At 46.6% G+C, this 20500-nt stretch carries 19 protein-coding genes and 1 riboswitch; of the genes, 11 read left to right on the top strand and 8 right to left on the bottom strand.

Going from position 1 to position 20500, the window contains the following annotated elements:
• Positions 1 to 23: 23 nt before the first annotated feature.
• From NI461_RS00340 to NI461_RS00330, 3 genes are all read right to left on the bottom strand, one after another.
• A complete protein-coding gene (locus NI461_RS00340) occupies positions 24 to 947 on the bottom strand; it encodes a DMT family transporter (RefSeq protein WP_151204977.1) in 924 nt (307 codons plus the stop codon).
• A 6-nt stretch (positions 948 to 953) separates the two neighbouring features.
• Positions 954 to 1703 (bottom strand): 23S rRNA (guanosine(2251)-2'-O)-methyltransferase RlmB, encoded by a 750-nt coding sequence (gene rlmB / locus NI461_RS00335; protein ID WP_253156074.1) that lies wholly within the window; start codon positions 1701 to 1703, stop codon positions 954 to 956.
• Between the two features lie 142 nt (positions 1704 to 1845).
• Positions 1846 to 2169 carry a pyrimidine/purine nucleoside phosphorylase gene (locus NI461_RS00330; RefSeq protein ID WP_151205572.1) on the bottom strand — a complete coding sequence of 108 codons (324 nt, stop codon included), beginning with the start codon at positions 2167 to 2169 and terminating at the stop codon, positions 1846 to 1848.
• A gap of 433 nt (positions 2170 to 2602) precedes the next feature.
• Here NI461_RS00330 and recN point away from each other — a divergent pair, with 433 nt between their 5' ends.
• The 3 genes from recN (at position 2603) to ruvX (ending at position 5366) form a co-directional block, all read left to right on the top strand.
• The gene (recN, locus tag NI461_RS00325; protein ID WP_253156072.1) at positions 2603 to 4264 is read left to right on the top strand and encodes a DNA repair protein RecN; all 1662 of its coding nucleotides are present in this window, start codon (positions 2603 to 2605) and stop codon (positions 4262 to 4264) included.
• 114 nt (positions 4265 to 4378) lie between these two features.
• Positions 4379 to 4933 (top strand): YqgE/AlgH family protein, encoded by a 555-nt coding sequence (locus tag NI461_RS00320; protein ID WP_151205574.1) that lies wholly within the window; start codon positions 4379 to 4381, stop codon positions 4931 to 4933.
• The gene (ruvX, locus tag NI461_RS00315; protein WP_253156070.1) at positions 4926 to 5366 is read left to right on the top strand and encodes a Holliday junction resolvase RuvX; all 441 of its coding nucleotides are present in this window, start codon (positions 4926 to 4928) and stop codon (positions 5364 to 5366) included. Before NI461_RS00320 ends, ruvX begins: the two co-directional genes overlap by 8 nt.
• Positions 5367 to 5455: 89 nt before the next feature.
• On the opposite strand, the gene NI461_RS00310 is transcribed toward ruvX, so the two are convergent.
• Positions 5456 to 6076 (bottom strand): alpha-ketoglutarate-dependent dioxygenase AlkB, encoded by a 621-nt coding sequence (locus NI461_RS00310; RefSeq protein WP_253156068.1) that lies wholly within the window; start codon positions 6074 to 6076, stop codon positions 5456 to 5458.
• 148 nt (positions 6077 to 6224) lie between these two features.
• Between NI461_RS00310 and NI461_RS00305 the strand changes: the two genes are divergently transcribed.
• The gene (locus NI461_RS00305) at positions 6225 to 8027 is read left to right on the top strand and encodes an ABC transporter ATP-binding protein (RefSeq protein WP_253156066.1); all 1803 of its coding nucleotides are present in this window, start codon (positions 6225 to 6227) and stop codon (positions 8025 to 8027) included.
• A gap of 642 nt (positions 8028 to 8669) precedes the next feature.
• Here NI461_RS00305 and phoU read toward each other — a convergent pair.
• Together phoU and NI461_RS00295 are read right to left on the bottom strand one after the other, a co-directional pair.
• Positions 8670 to 9386, bottom strand: a complete 717-nt coding sequence (phoU, locus tag NI461_RS00300) for a phosphate signaling complex protein PhoU (protein ID WP_151204033.1) — start codon at positions 9384 to 9386, stop codon at positions 8670 to 8672.
• A 121-nt stretch (positions 9387 to 9507) separates the two neighbouring features.
• On the bottom strand, positions 9508 to 10851 hold the full coding sequence (locus NI461_RS00295) for a TolC family outer membrane protein (RefSeq protein ID WP_253156064.1): 1344 nt from the start codon (positions 10849 to 10851) through the stop codon (positions 9508 to 9510).
• A 285-nt stretch (positions 10852 to 11136) separates the two neighbouring features.
• Between NI461_RS00295 and NI461_RS00290 the strand changes: the two genes are divergently transcribed.
• From NI461_RS00290 to NI461_RS00260, 7 genes are all read left to right on the top strand, one after another.
• Positions 11137 to 12174: a hypothetical protein gene (locus NI461_RS00290; RefSeq protein ID WP_253156062.1), complete on the top strand. Its 1038-nt coding sequence runs from the start codon at positions 11137 to 11139 to the stop codon at positions 12172 to 12174.
• Positions 12175 to 12264: 90 nt separating this feature from the next.
• Positions 12265 to 12394, top strand: a riboswitch (TPP riboswitch).
• An 88-nt stretch (positions 12395 to 12482) separates the two neighbouring features.
• On the top strand, positions 12483 to 14360 hold the full coding sequence (gene thiC / locus NI461_RS00285) for a phosphomethylpyrimidine synthase ThiC (RefSeq protein WP_253156060.1): 1878 nt from the start codon (positions 12483 to 12485) through the stop codon (positions 14358 to 14360).
• A 76-nt stretch (positions 14361 to 14436) separates the two neighbouring features.
• On the top strand, positions 14437 to 15072 hold the full coding sequence (locus tag NI461_RS00280) for an NUDIX domain-containing protein (RefSeq protein ID WP_253156058.1): 636 nt from the start codon (positions 14437 to 14439) through the stop codon (positions 15070 to 15072).
• Complete coding sequence (cpdA, locus tag NI461_RS00275; RefSeq protein ID WP_253156056.1) at positions 15069 to 15884, top strand: 3',5'-cyclic-AMP phosphodiesterase; 816 nt, start codon at positions 15069 to 15071, stop codon at positions 15882 to 15884. Before NI461_RS00280 ends, cpdA begins: the two co-directional genes overlap by 4 nt.
• Before the next feature lie 210 nt (positions 15885 to 16094).
• Complete coding sequence (gene dksA, locus NI461_RS00270; protein WP_151204039.1) at positions 16095 to 16622, top strand: RNA polymerase-binding protein DksA; 528 nt, start codon at positions 16095 to 16097, stop codon at positions 16620 to 16622.
• A gap of 2 nt (positions 16623 to 16624) precedes the next feature.
• Positions 16625 to 17545 carry a tRNA glutamyl-Q(34) synthetase GluQRS gene (gene gluQRS / locus NI461_RS00265; protein WP_253156291.1) on the top strand — a complete coding sequence of 307 codons (921 nt, stop codon included), beginning with the start codon at positions 16625 to 16627 and terminating at the stop codon, positions 17543 to 17545.
• Positions 17546 to 17601: 56 nt separating this feature from the next.
• Complete coding sequence (locus NI461_RS00260) at positions 17602 to 17862, top strand: zinc ribbon domain-containing protein (protein WP_253156054.1); 261 nt, start codon at positions 17602 to 17604, stop codon at positions 17860 to 17862.
• Here the strand turns inward: NI461_RS00260 and ftsW are convergent.
• Positions 17851 to 19047, bottom strand: a complete 1197-nt coding sequence (gene ftsW / locus NI461_RS00255) for a putative lipid II flippase FtsW (RefSeq protein WP_151204042.1) — start codon at positions 19045 to 19047, stop codon at positions 17851 to 17853. The genes NI461_RS00260 and ftsW overlap by 12 nt on opposite strands.
• Before the next feature lie 14 nt (positions 19048 to 19061).
• Positions 19062 to 20414: a UDP-N-acetylmuramoyl-L-alanine--D-glutamate ligase gene (murD, locus tag NI461_RS00250; protein ID WP_253156052.1), complete on the bottom strand. Its 1353-nt coding sequence runs from the start codon at positions 20412 to 20414 to the stop codon at positions 19062 to 19064.
• Positions 20415 to 20500: the final 86 nt, after the last annotated feature.

Here is a 20500-nt window from a genome sequence, read left to right as displayed (position 1 = left end):
GCTTAAAATAAAAACAGATCTCGTTAGGCCTGCTTTTTCTGTTCTGCCAGTTTTTGACTGAGGCTATCTTTGTGGGTAAACCAGCGCCAGGGCTGTAATGCACCTATCGCCATCCCGATCAAGCCACACACCATGGCCAGGCTGAGTGGTTCATTTAATAAGGGTACAGCCAAAATTGCAGCAATAAATGGCGCCAGATTGGTAATACTTCCTGCCTTAAATGCCCCAAGACGCTTAATGGCTTCTACATAGCTTAAGGTGGCAATCATCACCACAAATATCCCATGAAAAATGGTCTGGAACAGCAAATGCTGGGGTTCTGGCACACTTAAATGTTTAGGTAAAAAGAGCAGGTAAACCGGTACATACACCACCGCTGACCAGATCGCGACACCACTCATTGCCTGCCAGGCGGTAAGCTGATATTTACGCAATAACACGGTAAAAATCGCCCAGAGGATGGCACTGATAAAAAACAGAAAATCCCCTAGCCCGAATGCCACTCCGGTCTCCTGATACATCAAGGTGCTCATCACACACAGCACAATAACCATAATGATCAGACTGGCCCAGGTATGCTTATCAAAAGCTTGCCCCATCAGGAAAAAGGCCATGATTGCCGTACAAATCGGAATACAGCCATTCAGAAAAATTGCCGCATGCGCAGTGGGCGCATAATGAAAGGCACTATAGGCAAACAGGCAGTAAATAACCCCACCGATCATTGCCAGTATAAAAGGCTCTTTTTTTAATAAAAAGCCCGCCTCTTTGCGGTACAACAAGATCGGCATCAGGATCAGAAAAGCCAGAGAAAAGCGCAGTGCAACTATATCCCAGGCACTGATCTGCCAAACTGCATTCAGACGGGCGGTCAAGGTAAAACCACCCCAGATACACATGGTTGTAATTAAAAAGAAATAACCTTGTGTGCGAGTCGATAGAGCCATGAGTAATTAAGTATTACGCTGACGGCAGGCTTCATAGAGCGCCATCCCAGTTGCCACACTGACATTCAGACTTTGTAAATTGCCAGCCATCGGGATATACACCGTCTGATCACATTGGCTTTGGGTAATAGGACGCAGACCGGTATCCTCCGCCCCCATGACGATACATACTGCGGTTCCGGTGAAATCAAAATTCTGGATTGGTAACGCTTTTTCATCCAGCATGGTGCCAACTACACGCACATTAAACTCATCTTTGATTTGACCCAAACTGCGCGCCAGATTGGTGACCTGAATAAATTTCACCTTTTCCGCCCCACCTGCAGCGACTTTACGTGCAGTTGGCGTCAGACTGGCTGAATGGTCACGTGGCACAATCACAGCCGCTACGCCCATTGCAGCCGCAGTACGGATACAGGCACCCAGATTGTGCGGATCTGTTACCTGATCGAGGGCCAGCAGCAAGGCTTGGTTATTTTCCTTAAGTAACTGCTCCAGATCTTTTTCATTCAAGGTCGGATGTGGACGTACCGCTGCCACCACCCCCTGGTGAAAAGGCAGACCTGCCAGTTTTTCCAGCTTGTCACGACTAGCCTGCTGGATACTTACTCCAAACGGCTCAGCCAGCTCCAGCACCCGCTTCAAGCGCTGGTCATCACGACCTTTCAGCGTAAAAAGCGTCAAGACACGTTCAGGCTCCAGCTCCAGCAATGACTCTACTGAATGTACGCCATAATAATACTCAGGTTTAGCCATGAACGACCTCGAAATCAGTGAAGAAAAAGACAAAAAAAGAAAAATCCTGCAAAGCCAACTTCACAGGATTTCCATATCACGCCTAGTTTAACTGATTCAAATGAAAATTTCTTGATCGGTTACAGCTCATCTTGCGGTGTATTTAGCCTTCAAAATGGCAAACGTAGTCCAGCACATCATCGGTTTCAATCTTGAAGCGGCTGTTGCCGGCTACATAGAAAGACTGACCCGCGCGAAATAGCTCTTTTTCTTCACTGTCGCCGATCTGCACGCGGCATTCACCTGAAATGATTTCCATACGCTCAGGGACATGCGTTTCAAATGTTAATGCATTTTCTGAAGGTAAAATTACCCCTAACGTTTTTTTGGTGCCATCTTCAAACTGCACCACATGGCTGATGCATAGTCCGCCAAAATACACATTTGATTTTTTAAGTACAGATACATGATCAAACTGCGCTGACATGCGATTTCTCCAGATAAAGCATTTTGTAATATTTTGATTGTTGTAGTTTAAATGTGCCCCTACAACTAATCAATCAAAGTTTGTCGGACTTGAATGAAATTCTTCAGCCCTCGGAGGCTGCCTGTGCCATTGACAATTTTATTGCAGTAAATTCCCGCTCAACCGGTGATCTTTCCTATCATTAAACAGCCTCCGCATTCACTTCAGGCCCTAAACTAAGTTTTCTTCATGTCAAATATATGAAAAAAATTAATAAGTTTCTGCAGCCAAATCTGGATACGCAGAACAACACGATCAAATAAGCGTGTATTAATCACTAAAATTTAAGATAGAATGAAAGCGATCTATCCTGATTTATAATAACAGCCGTGTTGCTATAGTAGAGCAACCTACTTGCTATTTCATTCAAACTTTTCGCAGCCCGGATGCGTTTATGCTGACACATTTAACTCTGATCAATTTTGCTTTGGCCGAGCATCTTGCTATTGATATTAAACAAGGTTTTAACGTTCTTACTGGCGAGACCGGCGCAGGAAAATCCTTATTACTGGATGCCTTGTCGGCCTGCCTGGGTGAGCGAACCGACACCAATTATGTGCGGTATGGCGCAGAAAAAGCAGATGTAACCGCCACCTTTAGCTATCAGGAAAACAGCCCTGAGGCAATCTGGTTAAAAGAGCATGAACTAGATGATGAGTCAGGCGAAATCCATTTACGCCGGGTGATTTTTGCCACCGGTCGCAGTAAGGCCTGGATTAATGGCCGTCCCAGCAGCCTGTCTGAGCTCAAAGAAATTGGCCGTTTGCTGGTACAACTTTACAGCCAGCATAGCCAGCAGCAATTACTGGAACCGCCTTATCCTAAACACTGGCTAGACCGTTACAGCAATTTCTATGCGCCTGCTCAGGAGGTACGAGATGCCTACAGCAGCTGGCAAAAAAATATCCGGCAACATCAGGCGGCTCTAGATGCCCAGGCAACGCGTAAGCAGCGCATGGAAACGCTGGAGTTACAACTCGAAGAGCTCGAAGAAGTCATTCAGACGGATTATCAGGAAATTGAACAGGAGTTTGACCGTCTCTCACACCATGAAGCTATTATGCAGGATTGTGTCTACAGCCTGACTGGCCTGGATGAAGGCGAACAGAATATTTCTCAGGAACTGGCCTCAATTTTACGGCGGATGGAAAGCCATGCGGGCCGCAGTGAACAGCTCTCTGACATTTATACCTCTTTACTCAATGCGCAAAGTGAACTCGAAGATGCGACGGCGAATTTACGCCAGTTTATGGATCGGCAAAGTTTTGATCCAGCGCGGATGGAAGAATTAAACCTCCAGCTGGAAGTGTTTCACCGTTTAGCACGCAAATACCGCACCCAGCCTGAGCAGCTCAAAGAAGAGTATGAAATCTGGCAGGCCGAGCTGGAACAGTTGCATCAGCTGGAAGATCCGGAAATTCTGGCGGAGCAGGTCGAAGTCTCTTATCAGGAGTTCCTGAACAAAGCCCAGCATCTGGATCAGATTCGCCGTGAGGCGGCTGAACCTCTGGCAAAAAAACTGACCGAGCAGGTCAAGCTGCTGGCTTTGCCGGAGGCACATTTTGAATTTAAGTTTGAGCCTTTAGAGCACCCTTCCAGCGAAGGCCTGAGCTTTATCCAGCTCTTGTTTACTGCCAACAAAGGCATTCCGGCCCAACCTTTGGCACGGGTCGCTTCAGGTGGTGAACTGTCGCGTATTGCCTTGGTCATGCAGGTGATGAATGCTGAAAAAACTGAAGCCGACGTACTGGTCTTTGATGAAATTGATGTCGGCATTAGTGGTGGAACCGCAGAAGTGGTGGGACGTTTACTGGCGGATCTGGCACAACATGTACAAATTCTGTGTATTACCCATCAGGCACAGGTAGCAGCACAATCTGACCAGCATCTGCTGGTGAAAAAGCGTCAGACCAATCCGGCCAGCAGTACAATTATCGACCTAAAAGAAGATGATATTATTCAAGAACTTGCCAGAATGACTGGCGGTGTGGAAATTAATGAAACCACCTTGCAGCATGCACGGCAGTTACGGCAGTTAAAGTTTCAGCAGGTTTAAGAAATGACGGTCATCACAAAAAACAGTTGGTGAATTGACAAAGCTCTAGTAACGTAATAATGAATATCATAGGATTTCTCTGCAAAGAAATTGATTTCAAGGAGAATTGCTCAGGTGACTAAACAATATCTGGCTCATCGTTGTCTGATTGCTCCCCCCCATGCAAATGACGATTTTTTTGCCCATACCGTAATTTATCTGGCCCGCCACGATGAAGATGGCGCACAGGGGATTATTATTAATCGACCGACGGGTATTCAGATTAAAGAATTGCTGAATGATCTGGATATAGAAGCAGATAACGTCAACCCGCATGAAGTACTGCAAGGTGGACCTTTACGCCCTGAAGCCGGTTTTGTTCTGCATACCGGCCAGCCAACCTGGCACTCTTCAATTGCTGTGGGAGAAAATGTCTGCATTACCACCTCCAAAGATATTCTAGATGCGATTGCGCATAATGAAGGTGTAGGCCGTTACCAGATTGCACTCGGTTATGCGAGCTGGGGCAAGCATCAGCTGGAAGAAGAAATTGCGCGTGGTGACTGGCTAATCTGCGATTCCGATATGGATCTGATTTTTGATCTGCCCTATGACGACCGTTGGGATGCAGCTTATAAAAAGATCGGTGTAGATCGCAGCTGGTTTTCTTCCGAGATTGGCCATGCCTGATTTAGCATCTCAAACCATTATGGCCTTTGATTTTGGTACCCAAAAAATGGGCATGGCTGCAGGTCAGTCCCTGATTGAAAGTGCCTATCCCCTGCCTTTATTTCCGATGAAAGACGGCATTCCGGACTGGGCAGCCTTATTAAACATTGTAAAAACCCATCAACCGCATCTTTTTCTGGTGGGTCTACCTTTAAATATGGATGACAGCGAGTCCGAGCTGTCGACACGCGCACGCAAATTTGCCCGCCGTTTACGTCATCAGACCAATATTCAGACCTTGATGGTCGATGAGCGCCTCACCACTCGCGAAGCACGGGATGAACTGGATCATTACCAGGCGCAGGGTCGCGGCAAGAAACTGTCGGCGGACAGCATTGCAGCTGCCTTGCTGATTGAAAGCTGGTATCGTCATCCGGCTGGAATTCAGCCTTAAGTCCTCATCATGGTGTCCGGTGATAGCTTCATACCGGGCACAGTGCCCAATTATCTGCAATAAAATCCTGATCATTTTTAAAGGATTAATCACGTATAAAAATAACGAAACGTCAGGTTAATTCTCGGCTCTAGCACTTTGGTAGTTTTGCGGATGCAGTGCTTCCAGTAACGCTGGGTCATCCCGCGCATCACGATTAATTGACCACTTTGCATTAACAGATCGACTTTGGCCTCACGGGTTTTATGCTTGAAACTCATTTTTCGGGTGGCACCCAAACTCAAAGAAGCAATCACATTTTCCTGCTGATGGGTGCTGTATAAAGCAGCTTCATCATCACTATGCCAGCCCAGCCCCTGAGAACCATCTGCATAGAGATTCGCCAGACAGGAATTAAAGGCATGGCCAGCCAACTCCTCAATGTTTTGTTTTAGCTCCAACAACTGGGGCACCCATGCATGTGCCCGTCTGGAAGTACCAGAATAGTGATATTGATAATGTTGATCACCATACCAGGCCACTTTCCGCCCGGTGATATAATGCTGGCCAAATATAGTAACCTCATCCGCCTGCCAGGCCAGATGCGCTAAAAATTCCTGCAGATACTGCTGGCTCTGGCGCTCATCCAGAATCTGGCCATAGTCCTCCACCACACCATCAAAAGGCAATACATTTGCTTGGGACGCTGCAGAAAATAAATCCTTTGTCATTTCGATGCACCTCTGTCATTGCTTAAAATCTTGATACTGCAACGAAAAATTTACAATCTAATGTCACAAATCACTACAACATGGCCCCTTGTGAGCCTGCAAAATCCTGCCTAGACTAAACCCACTTCCACAATAAAAATAATTGCTTATGAATTTGTGGCAACTATTTCTCAAATTGCGGCCTTTTGTCCGGCCTTATCGTGTGCTGGTGATTGCCACCCTGATCCTGACCCTGATTGGTTCCTTTACGGCACAGGTCAATGCGATTACCTTGCAATATGCAGTCGATAGTATCAACCGCCTTCTGGAAACCGGCCAGGGACTGGATGAAGGCTGGCACATTCTTATCACTATTTCCATCCTTTTGCTTGGCAAGGAGATCATCAATGCCTTTGTTCAGTTTGGCCAGAAATTTTATGGAGAAAAGTTAAGGATTTTTGTCTCACAGGACTTGGCTCAGGGCATTATTGAAAAATTTCTCACCTATCGTCTGGCTTTTTTTAATCAGGACAATAATCAGGCCGGAAAATTACAGACCCGGATTGATCGCGGTATCGGCTCCCTGACCCGTTTGGTACAGATTTTTTTTATTGATATTTTGCCTTTATTTACCAGTGCAATTGTGGCTTTGGGACTGATGTACTATGCCAATTTTTATGTCGGGCTGGTGGCGACTGCGATCGTACCGGTGTATTTCTGGCTGACTTATCAACAGGCACAAAAGCTCGGTGGCTGGCGCCGCAACCTGCGGGATGGCCGGGAGAAAAAGAGCCAGGGGATTCTGAGCATTATCAATTCAATTACGGTCATTAAATCTTTTAACCGCGAAGCGATTGAATCAGACAAGCAGTTAAAATTGCAACGTGAACTGACTGACAATCAAATGAAAACCCGTCAGACCAGCTTTCTGTTTGATGGCTTAAAAACTTTTATCGAACAGATTGGCATTGTGCTGATTATTATTCTGACCTCCTATTTTGTTCTGGATGGGCAGATGAGTATCGGCATGATCATGTTTCATGTGCTGCTCTTTAATAATGTCTCGGCCCCCATTCGTTCCCTGCACCGGATTTATGATGAGGTCAACGATGCCATGATTTATTCAGAAAGTTTTTTTAATATTCTGGAAGCCGATCATGAAATTGAACAGAGTGGCCAGCAAAAACCGCCTATTCAGGGTCATTTTAAACTGCGCGGTGTAAATTTTTATTATCCGAATGGGCACCATGCCCTCAAAGAAATTGAAATGGAAATCCGGCCCAATACCATTACCGCCCTGGTCGGTTTGTCGGGCGCAGGAAAATCGACCTTGATCAGCCTGCTGGACAAATTCTATGAGCAGCAGCAAGGCCAGATCCTACTCGATGGAATTGATTTAAAAGACTATGACACCCAGTATCTGCGTGATCATATTGGGCTGGTTCTGCAAAAAAACCATATTTTTCAAGGCACGATTTTTGACAATATCCGGTATGGAAAAACCGATGCTCGAATGGAAGATGTCATTCAGGCGGCCCAGAAAGCTTCCATTCATGAGCAGATCCTACAATTACCACAAGCCTATGAATCAGATGCTTTACAGCTTTCTGGCGGACAGCAGCAGCGTATTGCACTGGCACGCATGTTCCTGAAAAACCCACCCATTATTTTTCTGGATGAACCCACGGCAAGTCTGGATGCAATTGCAACCGAACAGATCAAACACAGTCTGGATCAGATTAAACAGGGTCGGACGGTGATTATCATTTCACATAGCCTGTCGCAAATCATCGATGCGGATTATACCTATGTCATGAAAGAGGGGATGATTGCAGAACATGGCGAACATGATCAGCTCTATCATCAAAATGGGGTCTATAAAGAGATTTTTGATGCGATGGCAAAAAGCCTGAATATTGAAAAAATTGCCAGAACCTTTGAAGAGGATGCAGAAGAAGAGACGCATAGTTAAGCTGGGGAGCAGCCAGTCTTTAACCCACTTGCTTCAAGCTATACCAATGCACGGAGTGATCCCTTTCATTCCTGCCCTGCATTCAATTGGTTGAAGAAACAGAGTTCTATAGTGAACTTAAACTGTTAGCCTTCATTTCCTATCCAGTCAGGCAGCGGTTAAAACCGCATAATCCGCTCCCCGGATATAGAGTGATATTGATAATCCAGCCCATAAAAGTGATAACCAACTTCAGCTTGGCTGAAAAATAAATTTCAGGGTGATCGCTTGTATTTTTATCCCCCCTATAAAATACCCCCCTACAAATATAGTCTTATTTTTAAACCTGATATGTCCGACCATCTTCAATAAAGCTCATATTTATTGAAACAGGGTGTGATTTTTTATTCTGTATAGATCTAAAACATTCCCCCATATGCTCACAACAGCTTCCGCCTATTCTGAAATAGCCTTATTATTAAGGCCATCTATCTTTTTGTTTTTCTTTAGGCTCACCCTGTCAAGTTTTAATCTGACATCTAGGTTTGAAATCTTTAAAATTTAAAAACTCTGAAACACTAAGAAGCTGTTCTTTTTTTTTTAATCTAAGATCAAAAAAGCCTGCTTCAAGCAGGCTTTTTACATCTAGCTGACGGAGTAGGCTTAACGCACACGTTGCTCAACTTCTTCGACACTGGCATGACGTACGTCAAAGCCTTTGACCATATAAATGACCTGCTCTGAAATATTGCGCGCATGATCGCCAATTCGTTCCAGTGAGCGCAATACCCACAAGACGTTAATTACCCGACTAATATGTCGAGGATCTTCAATCATATAGGTCATCAGGGTACGCGTTGCGGACTGATATTCACGGTCAATATCCCCATCCGCCAGCATCACTCGCAGGGCCTGATCGACATCCAGCCGTGCAAACGCATCTAGTGCATCATGAATCATGACACGCACCTGATTACCAATGTGCCGGGTTTCCATATAACCACGTGGTGAGCCGCCTTCTTCACATAAACTTTGGGCAATACGGGCAATCTTTGCAGCCTCATCTCCAATACGCTCAAGGTCGGTATTGGCCTTGGACATGGCAATCACCATACGCAGGTCAATTGCCGCAGGATGACGGCGTGCCAGAATCAGGGTCAGCGCTTCATCAATTTCACTTTCCAGACGATTGACCACATTGTCCTGAAACTGGACATCAATAGCCATCGCGGCATCTGTATCCAGCAAAGCATGAATCGCATTGGCCACCTGTTGCTCTACCATTCCGCCCATGGTCATGAATTTGGTATTCACATCCTGCAAATCCTCATTAAATTGCGAAGAAATGTGATGACTTAAAACAGGATTATTTGGACTCAAGGATATTTACTCCTGAACAGCACACAGCAGTGATCGTTAATGGATCAATATTAAAGCATATCTTTGATGAAAGTTTGATGACAAATCAAAAAGCCATGTATTTATGCCCTATCAACAGAGCCTAAGGATACTCCACGAGCCAGGCATTGATTTCTGCCAGCTGTTTTTCTGTCAGTTGCCCGACCGATGCCTGTAATTGCAGGACATGCAGCACATAGTCATATTTGGCATTCAGATAATCGGTTTTGGCCGAGAAAGCATTACGCTGGGCCAATAAGATATCAACCATGGCTTTTAAGCCTTCCTCATATTGGGCACGGGATGCGCGTGAGACCATTTCCGAGGACTCCATCGCAGCCTGACGGGCCTTGAGTTTGGCCTGATCGGTTTCTACCTGTAAATAAGACTGCTTCACCTCGGTATGGGCCTTACGCATGGCAGCCTCCAGCTGGGAGGCACTTTTCTGTACATTGACACTGGCCTGGCGGATGCTTTTCTGGGTGCGGCCACCGCTAAACAGATTCCAGTTTACTTCGAGGCCGATCTGGTCAAAATCGCCATTGCTCGACAGCACAGTTTCAGGGGTTTGTTTTAAATAGCCATAAGTTCCTACCGCCTCGACTTGTGGATAAAGGGCTGCCTGTTCTACCCGCTTGGCATCTTCAGAATAACGTTTTTGCAGACGCGCTTGCAGAATTCCCAGGTTCTGGTGCTGAGCCAGATCAATCCAGGCATCAATGCTCTCCGGAATGGGCTTCTGGAACTGGAAATCTTCCCGCAACACAGCCAGATTCTCGCGATAAGGCCCAATCAGTTGAGCCAGCTGTTCCTGAGCCAGCACCAGCTGTACCTGGGTTGAAATCCGGTTGGCCTGAGCACTCTGATATTGGGCATTGGCTTCACTGACATCACTGCGGGCCACCAGCCCCTCTTTGAGCTTGGCCGTCATGATGCCCAACTGTTCTAACAGAGCCTGTTCTTCCTGCAAATAGGCCATGGTCAGGGATTGTTGGCGCAGGACATTAAAATAGGCTTCAGCGACCTGTAAAATATGCTGCTGTTTTTGCAGGCGTAAATTGACTTCACTCAGCTCTACCGAGGTTTTGACCTGCTTATAGCCCTGCCATGCATCCCAGCGAAATAAAGCCTGCCGTGCAGTAACTGCAATCTGGCGGCTGGTGGTACTAGCCCCCTGTAACTCGCCAAAATCGGCAGGAAGCCCCTCAATCTGCGAGTGATTAACAGACTGGTTTTTACGGCTGAGATTGCCTGAAAGTGTAACAGTCGGCAGTAAATTCCCGCTGGCAATTCCGAGATTCAGCTGATCGGCCTGATACTGCAAGACATTGGCCTGCCAGTTGGGATCATTTTGTTGGGCGCGCTGATAGGCATCAAGTAAATCCAGTGCCCAAAGCTCAAAACTTGCACAGCATAAACAGGCACTCACAATGAGTTTTAATTTCATTTTATTCGTCTTTACCCCTAACCGCCCTTAAAACTATCCAATTCCAGGCCTTTCTGCTCCCCAGAATACTAAAGATTTCTTTTGAATGATTACGTATAACTTTTATTAAGTTTTTAATATAGAACGACGATTTTATTCAAGATTCCTTCAACTTTCAGAATCCTTCACATCCGCTTAACAAAGCCGTTCACAATACTAAACATAGTATTTTAATTTGATCTATACAATAGAATTCCCGCTAAAGCAGTCATTTCTGATTTTCACCGCAAAGAGTACGTAAACATAGTGTTAACGCGATTCCAGTCAATATTCAAATATGGTTTAGTTTTAAGCAGTTTGCTGTTCGTAGGAGCATGTCAGCAGCCTTCAGAACCGCAGCTTGAAATTGAACAGGCGGAGCTTAAAGCCACGCTGAGTCCGGAACATGATTTTACGCTCATGTGCCAGAATATTGAAAAAAATATGGCCCAGATTAATGATCAGCGCACCACCTTTGCGCTGGAGCAGATTAATCAGGACCTGAAAGTGTGTCTGCCACTGATGGAACTGGCCGAGCAGAAACACCTGATGCAACATTCAACCGAGATGTATCAGCGCTTTTTAAATGTTGAACGTAGCGAATTCCAGCAACGCGCCTTTGAGCAATATTCTCTGGAAATGGCCCAGCATCCGACCATTCAGCAGAGTCATTTTGAACAGCTGACCTCGCGTGACCAGTACCTGTTAAAACATAAAGGGCAAGCCTATGTAGAATTGCTGGATCTTGGAGATGGTCAGCTGCATTATCGCCGCAGTCCGGAATATCTGGCGCGTATTTTTGCCCCTTATTTACCCGCGCCTGAAAAAACCTTTATTGAGAATCTGGCAGAACAGAATGCCGAACCGGTCCTGATCAACAACCGGCTCCAGATTGAGGCAGCAGATATTGCCGCACGTGGCCTGTTCTGGGAAGACTATCTCCAGACCTACCCGCAGAGCAGCTATACACAGGACGCGAAATACCTCCTTAAACAATATACCTACTTCTTGTTCCGCGGCACTGAAGCCTCTCCAGTGTCTGCAGATTATCGGGACCGTTATAGCGTGGATACCAGTCATCTGGAAACCATTATCGGTTTGTCACGTGGTCAGAAATCGACGCTGTCTGCGCAGGCACGATTATTTCTGGAGTTTTTAGACATGAGTGCTGAACAGCGTCAGCAGGCGCTGCCGGAAAACTATCGTAACCGTTCCGAGGCCGAACAGATTTTATATTATGCCCAGATCAGCCCGCCCTCGCAGAATTATGAAAAAAACTGCTTTCGAGATGCCATTTGTCTTTAGGGTCGGTTACATAAAAATAGCTTCTGTTGTTCAAAGTTGCAGCCATTGATTTAAAGCTACTTTTTAGACACCAACTGCGCTAAGATTAAGCTTCGCTTGACGGAGCGCGAGTAGTCCCTCGCTGAGATCATGTAATGCCAATCCTCGACTGGCAGTGAACATGAGTACCGTTGAACCTGATCAGGTTAAAACCTGCGTAGGAATCAAGCCATCTAAAAACCCCAGCCTTTTTTATCCTGCACAGGATAATACCGCCCACGTTTTTGGTCGTGCTTGATTCGTTGATGTCATTCATAAGGATCATGACAATGAACCAGTTAACGAATCTTTCTTCTGAAACTCCCCTAAGCCAGCATGAACAGGAAGCTCGCGACCTGACCCGTATTCTGCCAGCATCACGTAAAGTCTATTTACAAGGCTCACGTCCCGATATTCAAGTTCCCATGCGGGAAATCTCTTTAAGTGAAACCCCAACCCGTACTGGCAATGAAAGCAATCCCCCTTTGATGGTGTATGACACCTCGGGTGTGTATACAGATCCCAATGTGGCGATTGATCTGAATAAAGGCTTGCCGAATGTACGTGAGCCATGGATCAAGCAGCGTAATGATACAGAAGTGCTAGATCAGCTGAGTTCTGAATTTGGCCGCCAGCGTTTACGTGACATCCGCACAGCCGAAATCCGTTTTGCCCATATTCAAAAACCGCGCCGTGCCAAAGCTGGCCAGAACGTGACCCAGATGCATTATGCCAAACAGGGCATCATTACGCCGGAAATGGAATATATCGCGATTCGGGAAAATCTGCGTCAGCTTGAAGACGTGGATATGCGCCAGCATCCGGGACAAAACTTTGGAGCAAAAAATCTCACCGAAATTACTCCGGAGTTTGTCCGTCAAGAAGTGGCGGAAGGCCGTGCAATCATTCCGGCCAATATTAATCATCCGGAACTCGAGCCGATGATTATCGGACGTAATTTTTTGGTGAAAATCAATGCCAATATCGGCAACTCTGCACTCGGTTCGAGTATTGAAGAAGAAGTCTCGAAAATGACCTGGGCGACACGCTGGGGGGCAGATACGATTATGGACCTGTCCACCGGACAGAATATCCATGAAACCCGTGAATGGATTATCCGTAACTCTCCAGTGCCGATCGGAACCGTACCAATCTATCAGGCACTGGAAAAAGTCAACGGCGTGGCTGAAGACCTGACTTGGGAGATCTTTAAAGATACCCTGATTGAACAGGCCGAACAGGGTGTGGACTATTTCACCATTCATGCTGGCGTGCTTTTGAGATATGTACCGCTGACGGCAAATCGCTTAACCGGTATCGTATCTCGCGGTGGTTCAATCATGGCGCAGTGGTGTCTGGCCCATCATCAGGAAAACTTCCTCTATACCCATTTCGATGAGATCTGTGAAATCATGAAGGCCTATGATGTCTCCTTTAGTCTGGGAGATGGCCTGCGCCCTGGTTGTATTCAAGATGCCAATGACGAAGCTCAATTTGCCGAGCTGAGAACCTTGGGAGAGCTGACTCACCGTGCCTGGAAACATGATGTACAGGTCATGATTGAAGGCCCGGGCCATGTTCCTATGCATATGATCAAGGAGAATATGGACCTGCAGCTCGAAGTCTGTAAAGAAGCGCCTTTTTATACCTTAGGGCCTTTAACCACCGATATTGCACCAGGCTATGACCATATTACCTCAGCAATTGGCGCGGCCATGATTGGCTGGTACGGTACGGCGATGCTATGCTATGTGACCCCCAAAGAGCATTTGGGCCTGCCGAACAAGAAAGATGTCAAAGATGGCATTATTACCTACAAAATTGCAGCGCATGCAGCCGATCTGGCCAAAGGTCATCCAGGTGCTCAAGCCCGCGATAATGCCTTGTCCAAGGCACGTTTTGAATTCCGTTGGGAAGATCAGTTTAACCTGAGTCTGGATCCGGATACCGCGCGCAGTATGCATGATGAAACCATGCCCAAACAGGCGCATAAATCAGCGCATTTCTGCTCAATGTGTGGTCCAAAGTTCTGTTCAATGAAAATCACCCAGAATGTTCGTGACTATGCCAGTCAGCAAGCAGCTGGCCAAGCAGAGATTGAGTCTGGACTGACCCAGATGAAAAATGAGTTCCATAGCACTGGTCAAAAACTATACCACAAGCTATAAACTTCAAAAAAAACAGTTGTCTTCATAAAAATCTCAGATAGGATGAAAACGTAAGTATTTCATCTTTTCTGAGCTTATGAATATTATTAAACAGGCTTCTTACAATAAAAACGACTTTAGTATAGAAGCGCGGGAATTTTTATATCGGGGATTTATTCAGGTTGAAAAAGTCAGCCTGCGCCATCGCCTTTTTCATCAAGCAGCCCAGACACCAGTTTTGCAGCGTGAGTTGATTCATCGCCCAGAAGCCGCCGGCGTCCTGATTTATAACGACCAGCAGCAAAAATTTGCCCTGATCGAACAGTTTCGTATTGGTGGGCTGGATGATGCCGATTCGCCCTGGCAACTGGAAATCATTGCCGGCGTACTCGATGGTGATGAAGCGCCGGAACAGTGTATTCACCGTGAAGCACTGGAAGAATCAGGCTGTAGTATTGAGCATTTACAACATATTTTTAGCTTCTATCCTTCTGCCGGAGCCTGTTCTGAGCTGTTTCATTTGTATGTAGCTGAAAGTGTACTGCCTGAAAAGGGCGGTATTTTCGGTATGCCGGATGAAGGAGAAAATATCCAGCTGCATATTCTGGACTATACAGATCTTGCCGAATTACTCAGCAATGGCCGCTTAAAAAATGCCCCAGTCATTATGGCCTTACAATGGCTGCAAATGCATATCCATACTGCCCAGATATATTTAAGGGGGCAGACATGACAAATCTAGCCCAATTTGAGAGTGAAAGCGTACAAGACTGGACCCTGATCCAGATTACCGACACCCATTTAATGGACCAGCCAGACCTGAGCTTTGCCCAGATTAATCCGGAGTACAGCTTCCAGCAGGTCATGCAACATATCCAAACCCATTTTCCACAAATGGATGCCTTGATTCATACCGGTGACTTGGCTCAGGTGCCGGTCGCAGACACCTATGCCCGCTATCTTCAGTCGATTCAGGCCCTGAATGTGCCGTATTACCAGATTCCAGGCAATCATGATGATGCCCGCTATTTTCCGTTTTACCGTAATACAGATGAGGCCCATGCCATCCGTCTGGGAACATGGTCCCTGATCCTATTAAACAGTGCCGTGGCAGATCAGGTGGATGGCTGGATTGAGCAGGCCCAGCTGGATCAGCTGGATCAACTTCTAACCGAGCATCGGACGCAACATATTGTAATTGCCTGTCATCATCATCCTTTTGCCATGCAATCGCGCTGGATAGACCAGCACCGTCTGAAAAATGCAGATAGTCTGAAACAGGTGATTGCCCGCCATCAAAATGTCAAACTGGTACTGTTTGGCCATGTGCATCAGGACTCCTGTCATGCGTGGCAAGGCGTAGCTTTTTTATCGGCGCCCTCCACCAGTGTGCAGTTCAAACCCAGAAGTGAAAATTTTGCGCTAGATCAGGCCGCACCGGGCTATCGGGTAGTACATTTGTACCAGAATGGCGGGTTTGAGACCCATGTGCAGCGGATTGCCTTCAGTGAGCAAAATATTAATACTGAAATTTCAGGTTATTAACTTTCCAATTTAATTTTTTTGCTTTACCTTAATGCAACCGAAGGAAGTGTGATAGTTATAATCCATACATCAAAGACTATTAAAGCGTATAAAAAGTCTATATGATGACGACCCCCATAGAAGGATAATCCTTCTTCAGGGTGGATAAAAAATTGCATATCACCATATTTTTTGCGTACGTATATACGCATATGATGAGGAATGCCCTAAATGGCGAATGACAACCAAAATCAAGTCTTAGACCAACAAACCGATCTTGTAGAAGGGAAAGCTACCAAGCGAGTACGTAAATCTAAGCCGAAAACGACTGAGGGTGGTTCTACTGCTAGCTTATTTGGTATTGAACCTTATCAACCTAAAAAAAATGAAGAATATATGTCTGAAGGCCAGCTTGGACACTTCCGTCAAATTTTGATGGCATGGAAAGCTGAGCTGATGTCAGAAGTTGACCGTACTTTAAATACCATGCAGGATGAAAATACGGCCCTTCCTGATGTGAATGACCGCGCAACGCAAGAAGAAGAGTTTGCAATCGAGCTGCGTACCCGTGACCGCGAGCGTAAGCTGATCCGCAAAATCGAACAGTCGATTGAAGCGATCCAGAACGATGACTACGGTTTCTGCGAAACTTGCGGTATCGAAATCGGTTTACGCCGTCTGGAAGCCCGTCCAACTGCAACTTTATGTATTGACTGCAAAACTCTGGCAGAAATCAAAGAGAAGCAAAACAACGGTTAATGATGTTCTCCAATAATCCTCCCCTAACCCCTCCCTTAATCAGGGAGGGGGATAACAGGATGGCTTATGTGGGCCGGTTCGCGCCATCGCCAACCGGCCCTTTGCATTTTGGCTCCCTTATTACAGGGGTGGCCAGCTATTGTGATGCCAAAGCCCATCAGGGCCGCTGGCTGGTGCGGATTGAAGATACCGACATTCCGCGTATTTATCCGGGCAGTGAAGCGCATATCCTGCGCGCGCTGGACGCTTTTGAATTTGAGCCAGATAGCGCCATCATTTTTCAGAAAGATCGTCTTGAGCTTTATGAAAAAGTCATTCAGCAACTCCGTCAGCAAGGACAGGTTTATGCCTGCCAATGCACCCGTAAAATGCTCGGCTCCAACCATATCTATCAGGATACCTGCCGTGACTTGGGTCTGGCGTTTGAGCATCAGGCAATCCGCCTCAAGGTTGAAGATGTCACCATCTGCTTTGACGACCGTCTACAAGGCCGGCACTGTTCAGAACTAAAAAAGGACCTCGGGGATTTTGTCCTGAAACGCCGTGACGGGATTATCAACTATCAACTGGCTGTGGTGGTGGACGATTATTTGCAAGGCATGACCCATGTGGTGCGTGGTGCTGATCTGTTAGACAATACTGAACGCCAGATTTATCTGGGGCAGTTACTGGGCTATCCGCGCTTGAGCTATCTGCATCTGCCTTTAGCCATGAATGATCAGGGGCAGAAACTGTCCAAGCAAAATCTGGCACAAGCACTGAATCTCCAGCAGGCTCCCCTGCTCTTGAAACAGGCACTTCAGGCCTTGGGTCAGCTGCCGGTTGACATGGACCGCCCTGCACGTATGCTGGAGCAGGCCGTGGCCCAGTGGGATATTGCACGAATTCCTCATACAACACAGCTACAAGGTCACTATGTATAAAAATCAGGTTTGACTTAAGCTAACAACAAGAACAAAGCTCAAAAAGGAAGATCAGGATGTTTTTTATTTTTGGGATAGGACCGAAAACCAAGGTAATTGAGAAAAGCCAGTTTCTCTGCCCGGTCTGCCGAACGCGCTCAACCTATGAACTAAAGCAGCAGCGCAATTATTTTTCTCTGTTTTTTATTCCCCTAATTCCGCTGTCCAAGGCGAAAAGTGCTTTTGTACGCTGTTTGAATTGCGGTACGGTCATGCCGAGCACAGTACTTGACCATGCCCAGCCTGATCCACAGCGTCAGTCCAGTCTAGAAGCTTGATTCTTCGCGGCTTGGATTGACTTGCTGGGTAGTAGCGTCAATTTTCAAAATCAAGCTGATCATCACTGCACAGATAATCAAAGATGAACCGCCATAACTGATAAATGGCAGGGTCAAGCCTTTGGTCGGTAACAGCCCCATATTCATGCCGGCATTGACCAGAATTTGCAGCAGGAAAATAATACTGATGCCATAGGCGAGATAGCCGGCACGCAAATACTGATGCTGCAAGGCACGATGCCCAATCCGGATGCAGCAGACCAGCATGGTAAAGGATAAAAGCAGAATGGTGGCAATGCCCAGAAAACCAAATTCCTCACCCAGAATTGCCAGCATAAAGTCGGTATGTGCCTCAGGCAGATACGACATTTTCTGGATACTATGACCCAGGCCAACGCCTGACCATTCGCCGCGACCAAATGCCATCAGGGCATTCGACAGCTGATAACCAGTACCGAGTGGATCTTCCCAAGGGTTGGAGAAAGACAGTAAACGCTGTAAACGATACGGCTCCCATGCAATTGCAACGGCAAATACCCCCAACAAGGTCATCAATGCTACCCCAAACTGAATCCAGGGCGCACCCGCCAGAAAGAAGACACCTAGCATAGTCAGGGTAATCACCACCGTTGCCCCAAGATCAGGCTCCAGAATAATTAGACCAACCGTGGCCCCCATGATGGCACTCAAGCGAATCAGCCCTTTAATATTATTCCGAACTTCTTCTGCACGACGTACCACATAGTCGGCTGTAAAAATGGCCATCATGACCTTGGCAACTTCAGAGGCCTGCAAGGTAAAGCCGGCCAGCCTGATCCAGCGTTTGGAACCATTGACTTCAGTCCCGATAAAAAGTACCGCGACCAGCAGCACAATGGTGACTATCCACAAGAAGAAGGTATTGTTAAACCACATCTTTAGCGGGACTTTATAAGCCAGATAGGCAGCCACAAGCGCAGCAACAATCGAAATCCCGTGCCGGATCACATAATGAAAGGCATTTTCATGAATACGCTCGGCATACGGCATCGAGGCGGAAGCCACCATGATCGAGCCAATACACAGCAAGGCCAGCACCGAGAAAATCAGCACATTCCGTGCATTGACATCTACCGGCAGTTTTGGCACCCACTGATCATATAAGCGGTTTAATTTATTGATCGTAGTCTGAGCAAACTCAGCCATAGCACCAATCCTTATTATTCTTCATTGAGTTCATTCACATAGGTTACAAATTTGCGACCACGCTCCGGATAGCCCGAGAACATGTCAAAGCTTGCACATGCAGGAGACAATAACACGACATCATGAGCCTGAGTGTGCTTTTGACAGATTTCAACCGCCTGCTGCAAATTATCAGCATGTAGCAACTCAGTGGTGCCGGCAATCGCCTCTTCAATCAGAGGACGATCTTCTCCAATCAGCACCGCAACCTTGGCATATTGGGATAAGGAATCTCGCAGGGCTTTAAAGTCCTGTCCTTTGCCTTGCCCCCCTAAAATGATGGCTACTTTACCGCCCTGAACTTCAATCGCCGCCCCCAGTCCGTCTAGGGCAGCCTGCGTGGCGCCAATATTGGTGCCCTTAGAGTCATTATAATAACGTACCCCATGCACCTCTTTGACGAACTCACAGCGATGCTCTAAGCCTTTAAAGGTTTGAAGCGTTTCAAGCATGCTCTCCAGCGGCAGACCGATCGCCTCTCCCAAAACCAGACACGCCAAGGCATTGGCAATGTTATGTGTCCCCTGCAGATACATCTGGGAGCTTTTCAGCAAACGTTCACGGCCACGCGCCAGCCAGATGGTGCCATCTGTCTCTTTGAGAATACCGTACTGATTCATATCGGGTGCATTCAGGCCAAAACTTTGCATGGGGGTGGTATCCGGAACCAGCGGACGCGTCAGAGCATCATCGCGGTTAAACACCACTTTTTTTGCCCCCTGAAAAATACGGTGCTTGGCAGCGTGATAGCCCATCATGTCACCATGACGGTCCAGATGATCTTCACTCATATTTAAAACCACCGCCACTTCAGCATTTAAATTGGAGGTAGTTTCAAGCTGGAAGCTGGACAATTCAAGGATATACAGCTCAGGATCATCTTGGATCAGGTCCAATGCCGGACGGCCAAGATTGCCTCCTACAGCCACCTTTTTACCGGCATCAACTGCCATGAGGCCAATCAGCGTGGTAACGGTACTTTTTGCATTGGAGCCGGTAATTGCTACTATAGGCTTGTTAGTTGCACGGCGTAAAATCTGGATTTCACTCACCACCGGAATACCCTGTGCAATTGCAGCCTGGATTTCCGCAAGTTTTGGATCAAGTCCCGGACTGATAATGATTTCTTCAGCCGACAGTAAAAGTTCCTGGTCAAAATGACCAAAGCTGGTCTGTACCTCAGCCGGAATCTGGTCATGCCCAGGCGGAGTCGTTCTCGAATCTGTTACTGCAACGCGGTAGCCTTGGCCATGTAAGAAGTTGACGGCTGCAACACCTGAAATTCCGAGTCCTGCAACGACTTTAAGTCCACCACGTTGTATTAACATTTTTACCCCATTTTCTGGTCTATTTTAAAACTGACGAAATGGTAGCACTTTGCTGTTTTGAATGCTTTTTCTGTTTTGACTTTCTA

It is taken from the genome of Acinetobacter sp. S4400-12, assembly GCF_024129495.1.
GTDB classification, from domain to species: domain Bacteria; phylum Pseudomonadota; class Gammaproteobacteria; order Pseudomonadales; family Moraxellaceae; genus Acinetobacter; species Acinetobacter lwoffii_C.
Note: the sequence above shows the minus strand (reverse complement) of the source record. Positions and strands in the feature narration are given on the sequence as shown.

Bases quoted from the DNA above. Each gene is read 5' to 3' on its own strand.
- NI461_RS00340 (WP_151204977.1), bottom strand. From the start codon at position 947: ATGGCTCTATCGACTCGCACACAAGGTTATTTCTTTTTAATTACAACC.
- rlmB (WP_253156074.1), bottom strand. From the start codon at position 1,703: ATGGCTAAACCTGAGTATTATTATGGCGTACATTCAGTAGAGTCATTG.
- NI461_RS00330 (WP_151205572.1), bottom strand. From the start codon at position 2,169: ATGTCAGCGCAGTTTGATCATGTATCTGTACTTAAAAAATCAAATGTG.
- recN (WP_253156072.1), top strand. From the start codon at position 2,603: ATGCTGACACATTTAACTCTGATCAATTTTGCTTTGGCCGAGCATCTT.
- ruvX (WP_253156070.1), top strand. From the start codon at position 4,926: ATGCCTGATTTAGCATCTCAAACCATTATGGCCTTTGATTTTGGTACC.
- NI461_RS00310 (WP_253156068.1), bottom strand. From the start codon at position 6,076: ATGACAAAGGATTTATTTTCTGCAGCGTCCCAAGCAAATGTATTGCCT.
- NI461_RS00305 (WP_253156066.1), top strand. From the start codon at position 6,225: ATGAATTTGTGGCAACTATTTCTCAAATTGCGGCCTTTTGTCCGGCCT.
- NI461_RS00295 (WP_253156064.1), bottom strand. From the start codon at position 10,851: ATGAAATTAAAACTCATTGTGAGTGCCTGTTTATGCTGTGCAAGTTTT.
- thiC (WP_253156060.1), top strand. From the start codon at position 12,483: ATGAACCAGTTAACGAATCTTTCTTCTGAAACTCCCCTAAGCCAGCAT.
- NI461_RS00280 (WP_253156058.1), top strand. From the start codon at position 14,437: ATGAATATTATTAAACAGGCTTCTTACAATAAAAACGACTTTAGTATA.
- cpdA (WP_253156056.1), top strand. From the start codon at position 15,069: ATGACAAATCTAGCCCAATTTGAGAGTGAAAGCGTACAAGACTGGACC.
- dksA (WP_151204039.1), top strand. From the start codon at position 16,095: ATGGCGAATGACAACCAAAATCAAGTCTTAGACCAACAAACCGATCTT.
- gluQRS (WP_253156291.1), top strand. From the start codon at position 16,625: ATGTTCTCCAATAATCCTCCCCTAACCCCTCCCTTAATCAGGGAGGGG.
- NI461_RS00260 (WP_253156054.1), top strand. From the start codon at position 17,602: ATGTTTTTTATTTTTGGGATAGGACCGAAAACCAAGGTAATTGAGAAA.
- ftsW (WP_151204042.1), bottom strand. From the start codon at position 19,047: ATGGCTGAGTTTGCTCAGACTACGATCAATAAATTAAACCGCTTATAT.
- murD (WP_253156052.1), bottom strand. From the start codon at position 20,414: ATGTTAATACAACGTGGTGGACTTAAAGTCGTTGCAGGACTCGGAATT.